Below are 4,232 nucleotides of genomic sequence, written 5' to 3'. Positions count from 1 at the left end.
GGTATAATATGTATACAATCCATCAACAAAATGGATTGCATAGCCATGCAGCCGAACCCGACATTGGACCAGCTCCAGATCCTGGTGGCAGTCGCCGATACCGGCAGCTTCTCGGCAGCAGGGCGCAAGCTCAACCGGGCGCAGTCGGTGGTGAGCTACGGCATCGCCAATCTCGAAGCGCAGCTTGGGCTGAAGCTGTTCGAGCGCGAAGGCGTGCGCGAGCCGCAGCTGACCGATGTCGGCAAGGCGATGCTGGAGGATGCGCGGCGCATGATCGGCGTGCTGCAGCGCATCCGCTCGCGCGCCGACGGCTACCGGCAAGGGCTGGAAGCGGAAGTGGCGATATCGGTCGACGTGACGCTGCCTTCACCGGCGCTGGTGCGCGTGCTCAAGGCCTTCGAGGCGCAGTTCCCGGCGGTCATGCTGCGGCTTTATATCGGCTCGCTCGGCCTGATCGTCGACCAGGTCGTTAACGGCCAGGTGGATCTCGGCTTCGGCGGCCTGCAAGGCGATGCCGACGTCAATCTGCTGCGCATCGGCTTCACCTCCCTGGTGCCTGCGGCGGCGCCCGACCATCCATTGGCCAAACTGCCGAAGCCGGTCGGTGTCGAGGACCTGCGCGAGCACATCCAGCTTGTCGTCACCGACCAGTCGGAGCGGACGCGCGGGCGAGACTATGGCGTCTTTGCCTATCGTACCTGGCGGCTGACCGATATGCGCACCAAGCATGCGCTGATGCGCGAAGGTCTTGGCTGGGGCGGCCTGCCGCGCTGGCTGATCGCCGACGACCTTGCCAGCGGCAGGCTGGTCGAGCTCGATCTCGAGCCTTACCGCGAGGTCCGCTCGCCGATATATGCCATGCACCGCAATGACCGCAGCCCCAAGCCGGCGGCGACCTGGCTTATCGACGAGTTCAGGCGCCAGCTGGGCTGCTTCAACGAGATGGAGCCGGGCGTGTGGGCCGAGGACGGACCGGAGACAAGCCGTCCATGAGGGCGATCAGCACCGCCCGATAGTCCTCGGCGAGAGCGCCGGCCTCGATGGCCAGAGCCGCCCGGTCGAAGGCGGCGGCGAGCAGGGCGGTCAGCGCCTCGGCTGGCAATCTGGTCATCGCCTGCGCCCGCATCGCCGCGACCAGGCCTTCGCGCAGCGAGCGGTTGCCGTGGCGGTTGTCGATCTCGTCCATGGCTGCGCGGCCGAGCACGGCCGGCCCGTCGAGCAGCAGAAGCCGCGTGCGGCCGGGCACCCGCATTGCCTTGAGATAGGCGTCCGATCCGGCGATCAAGGCTTCGCGCGCGGAGAGCGACGGCGGCGAGGCATGATCGATCTCGGCCGCCACGGCCGCCGCTTCCTGTTCCACGACCGCGGCGAACAGGGCCTGCTTGTCGGCGAAGTGATGGTAGAGCGCGCCGCGCGTCACGCCGGCCTCGGCGACGATCTCCGGCGTGCCGGTCTCGGCATAGGATCTTTCCGTGAACAGCTTTCGCGCCGCGCGGATCAGATCGGCGCGCGTCGCCTCGGTGCGGTCGCGGTTGGAGCGGCGTCCGGGCTCTTGTTGCATACATGCAGCCTGTATGTTATTGCATTTACATACAAACTGTATGTTGGATGAGAGGAGAAGGAAAGATGAAGACGACCAGCTACTATCCGGTGCTGATGACGGGCGATGTCGAAGGCACGGCGGCCTTTTACGTCGAGCATTTCCGCTTCAAGCCGCTCTTCGAAAGCGATTGGTATGTGCATCTGCAATCGACCGAGGACAGGCGCGTCAATATAGGCGTCGTGCAAGGGGATCATGAGACGATCCCGGAGGAGGGGCGCGGACGAACGTCAGGCCTGCTGATCAATTTCGAGGTGCGCGATCCCGATGCCGTCTACGAGCGCGTGGTTGCCGCCGGCCTGCCGATCCTGCGCAGCTTGCGCGACGAGCCGTTCGGCCAGCGGCACTTCATCACCAGGGACCCCAACGGCGTGCTGATCGACGTCATCAAGCCGATCCCGCCGAGCGAGGAGTTTTTGGCGCAATATGCCGAGGGGATGGCGGGAAGCTAGCCAGCGAGGCTTAGCTCGTCCGCGCCACCGGCGTCACCGCCACCTGGCTGACGCCGGTGCGGCGCACGACAGTGCAGAGCGTCTCGCGGCCGATGCGCTCGGCGTCGAGCATGCGCACGAGGTCGTCGACGCCGGTGACCGGCCGGCCGTCTATCGCGGCGATGATATCGCCATCCTTCAGGCCTGCCTTGGCGGCGGGACCATTCTTCTCGACGCTGCGCAGGCGCACCGCCGTGTTCGTGGTGACTTGCGACAACAGGGCCGCCCGGCGCGGCAGGTTGGTGGTGTCGGCGGACACGCCGATGAAGGCGCGGCGCACGCGGCCGAAGCGGATGATCTCCGAGATGACGAAATTGGCGGTGTTGGAGGCCACCGCGAATGCGATGCCCTGCGCGCCGTGGATCATGGCGGTGTTGACGCCGATCACTTCGCCCGCCGACGACACAAGCGGCCCGCCGGAATTGCCGGGATTGAGCGCGGCATCGGTCTGGATGACATCGTCGATCAGCCGGCCGGTCGAGGCGCGCATCGAGCGGCCGAGCGCGGAAACGACGCCGGCGGTGACGGTCCATTCGAAGCCGAGCGGATTGCCGATCGCGATCGCGATCTGGCCGCGGCGCAGGCGCTTGGAGTCGCCGAGCGGCGCGACATCGGCGAAATTGCCGTCGGCGCGGACCAGCGCGATGTCGGTATCCGGATCGCGGCCAAGCACGTGGCCGTCGCGCGAGGCGCCGTCCGGCATGGTGACACGCACGGCGCGCGCGTCGCCGACGACATGGAAGTTGGTGACGACCAACCCGTCCTGCGCGATGACGAAGCCGGAGCCGTGACCGCCGGCGCCGATGCGTTCGATGCGGCAGACGGCCGGACCGATACGGTCGACGGCGTCGGCCACGGATGCCGAGTAAGCGTCGAGCAAAGTGTCATCGGATGGAAGTTTTTCGGCTGCGAAGGCCATCGGTGTGTTCCCATGTGGAATGATGACTATATGTGCGAAGCGGCCCCAATTGCCGCGACCTAACCAGATGGCCAGTCGGGGCGGTGACTAGCCGTCAGGCGAGTATCCGTGGCTGCGCTAGCGAGCGATATCTGGGTCACCGAACCCAGGAGACAGTCTTATGAGCGACTTCAATCTCAGTGCCTTTTCCGACGCGATCGCCGATGTCGCGGCAACCGCTGCGCCCGCGCTCGCGAGTTTCGTCACGCATCACCATCGCACCGCGAGCGCCTTCCACTGGCGCGACGGCTATTTCGTTACCGCCGAGGAAGCGGTCGAAGCCGGCGAAGAGATCGAATTGACGCTGGCATCCGGCGAAACCGTGAAGGCAGAGCTGGCCGGCCGCGACCCGTCGACGGGCGTTGCGCTGCTGAAGCCGGCTTCCGGCGCTGCCGGTTTGCCGCAACTGGCGCAGGCCGGCACCGTGCGGCCCGGCAATCTGGCGATCGCCGTGGGCAACAGCGATGGCGCCGCGCTTGCCGTGTTCGGCACGGTCGGCGAGGTCGGGCCGGCGTGGCGCTCGATGCGCGGCGGCGCGATCGACCGGCGCATCAACCTCGCCATCAATACCGGCGGTCGCTTCGAGGGCGGTCCGGTGCTCGACGCCAAGGGCGGTTTGATCGGCATGCTGTTGTTCGGACCGCGCCGGCGGGCGCTGGTCATGCCTTACGAGACGATCGAGCGCGCGGTTGCGACGCTGCGCGAGAAGGGTCATGTCGCGCGCGGCTATCTCGGCGCCGGGCTGCATCCGATCCGCAACGGCGACACCAAAGGCGCCATGGTCATGAGCCTCGACGACAACGGTCCGGCCAAGGCCGCCGGCCTGCATGTCGGCGATATCGTCGTCGCCTGGAACGGTGAGGCCGTGCATGGCCCGCGCGAGCTGATCCGCAAGCTCGGGCCGGACAGCGCGGGCACCACCGTGACGCTTGGTGTTTCGAGCGGCGGCGCTGAGCGCGACGTTTCGATCACCATCGGCGAGAAGCCGCTGAGCTGAGAGGATCGATGGCAAGCAGCGCGGCACAAGTGATCACACGACCGGAACCGTCAGGCCACCGGCTGACGGTGCTGGTGGCGCTCGGCGATGCCGAGCGGGCCGAGCAGCTTGCCGATGCGCTTGCCGCGAGTGACGATCTGCTGCCGACATTGGCCGGGAGCAGCACAGGCCAGCCAGCGGACGTCG

General features: G+C 66.9%; 5 protein-coding genes. 3 read left to right on the top strand and 2 right to left on the bottom strand.

The features are described 5' to 3' along the window. Positions 1-45: 45 nt before the first annotated feature. Positions 46-993 carry a LysR family transcriptional regulator gene (locus EOA23_RS32030; RefSeq protein WP_042647006.1) on the top strand — a complete coding sequence of 316 codons (948 nt, stop codon included), beginning with the start codon at positions 46-48 and terminating at the stop codon, positions 991-993. Here the strand turns inward: EOA23_RS32030 and EOA23_RS32025 are convergent. Then, positions 935-1,561 carry a TetR/AcrR family transcriptional regulator gene (locus tag EOA23_RS32025; protein WP_127307030.1) on the bottom strand — a complete coding sequence of 209 codons (627 nt, stop codon included), beginning with the start codon at positions 1,559-1,561 and terminating at the stop codon, positions 935-937. The two genes, EOA23_RS32030 and EOA23_RS32025, sit on opposite strands and share 59 nt — an antisense overlap. Before the next feature lie 65 nt (positions 1,562-1,626). Between EOA23_RS32025 and EOA23_RS32020 the strand changes: the two genes are divergently transcribed. Next, entirely contained in the window at positions 1,627-2,052 is a 426-nt protein-coding gene (locus tag EOA23_RS32020) for a VOC family protein (protein ID WP_127307029.1), read from the top strand. A 10-nt stretch (positions 2,053-2,062) separates the two neighbouring features. On the opposite strand, the gene EOA23_RS32015 is transcribed toward EOA23_RS32020, so the two are convergent. Then, complete coding sequence (locus tag EOA23_RS32015) at positions 2,063-3,010, bottom strand: trypsin-like peptidase domain-containing protein (RefSeq protein ID WP_127307028.1); 948 nt, start codon at positions 3,008-3,010, stop codon at positions 2,063-2,065. 160 nt (positions 3,011-3,170) lie between these two features. Between EOA23_RS32015 and EOA23_RS32010 the strand changes: the two genes are divergently transcribed. After that, positions 3,171-4,046, top strand: coding sequence for a S1C family serine protease (locus EOA23_RS32010; RefSeq protein ID WP_127307027.1), 876 nt, complete (start codon positions 3,171-3,173; stop codon positions 4,044-4,046). Positions 4,047-4,232: the final 186 nt, after the last annotated feature.

It is taken from the genome of Mesorhizobium sp. M2A.F.Ca.ET.042.01.1.1 (assembly GCF_003997405.1).
In the GTDB taxonomy this organism is placed as follows: domain Bacteria; phylum Pseudomonadota; class Alphaproteobacteria; order Rhizobiales; family Rhizobiaceae; genus Mesorhizobium.
The sequence above is the reverse complement of the archived record's forward strand: the minus strand, read 5'-3'. Positions and strand labels throughout refer to the sequence as shown.

Bases quoted from the DNA above. Each gene is read 5' to 3' on its own strand.
- EOA23_RS32015 (WP_127307028.1), bottom strand. From the start codon at position 3,010: ATGGCCTTCGCAGCCGAAAAACTTCCATCCGATGACACTTTGCTCGAC.
- EOA23_RS32020 (WP_127307029.1), top strand. From the start codon at position 1,627: ATGAAGACGACCAGCTACTATCCGGTGCTGATGACGGGCGATGTCGAA.
- EOA23_RS32030 (WP_042647006.1), top strand. From the start codon at position 46: ATGCAGCCGAACCCGACATTGGACCAGCTCCAGATCCTGGTGGCAGTC.
- EOA23_RS32010 (WP_127307027.1), top strand. From the start codon at position 3,171: ATGAGCGACTTCAATCTCAGTGCCTTTTCCGACGCGATCGCCGATGTC.
- EOA23_RS32025 (WP_127307030.1), bottom strand. From the start codon at position 1,561: ATGCAACAAGAGCCCGGACGCCGCTCCAACCGCGACCGCACCGAGGCG.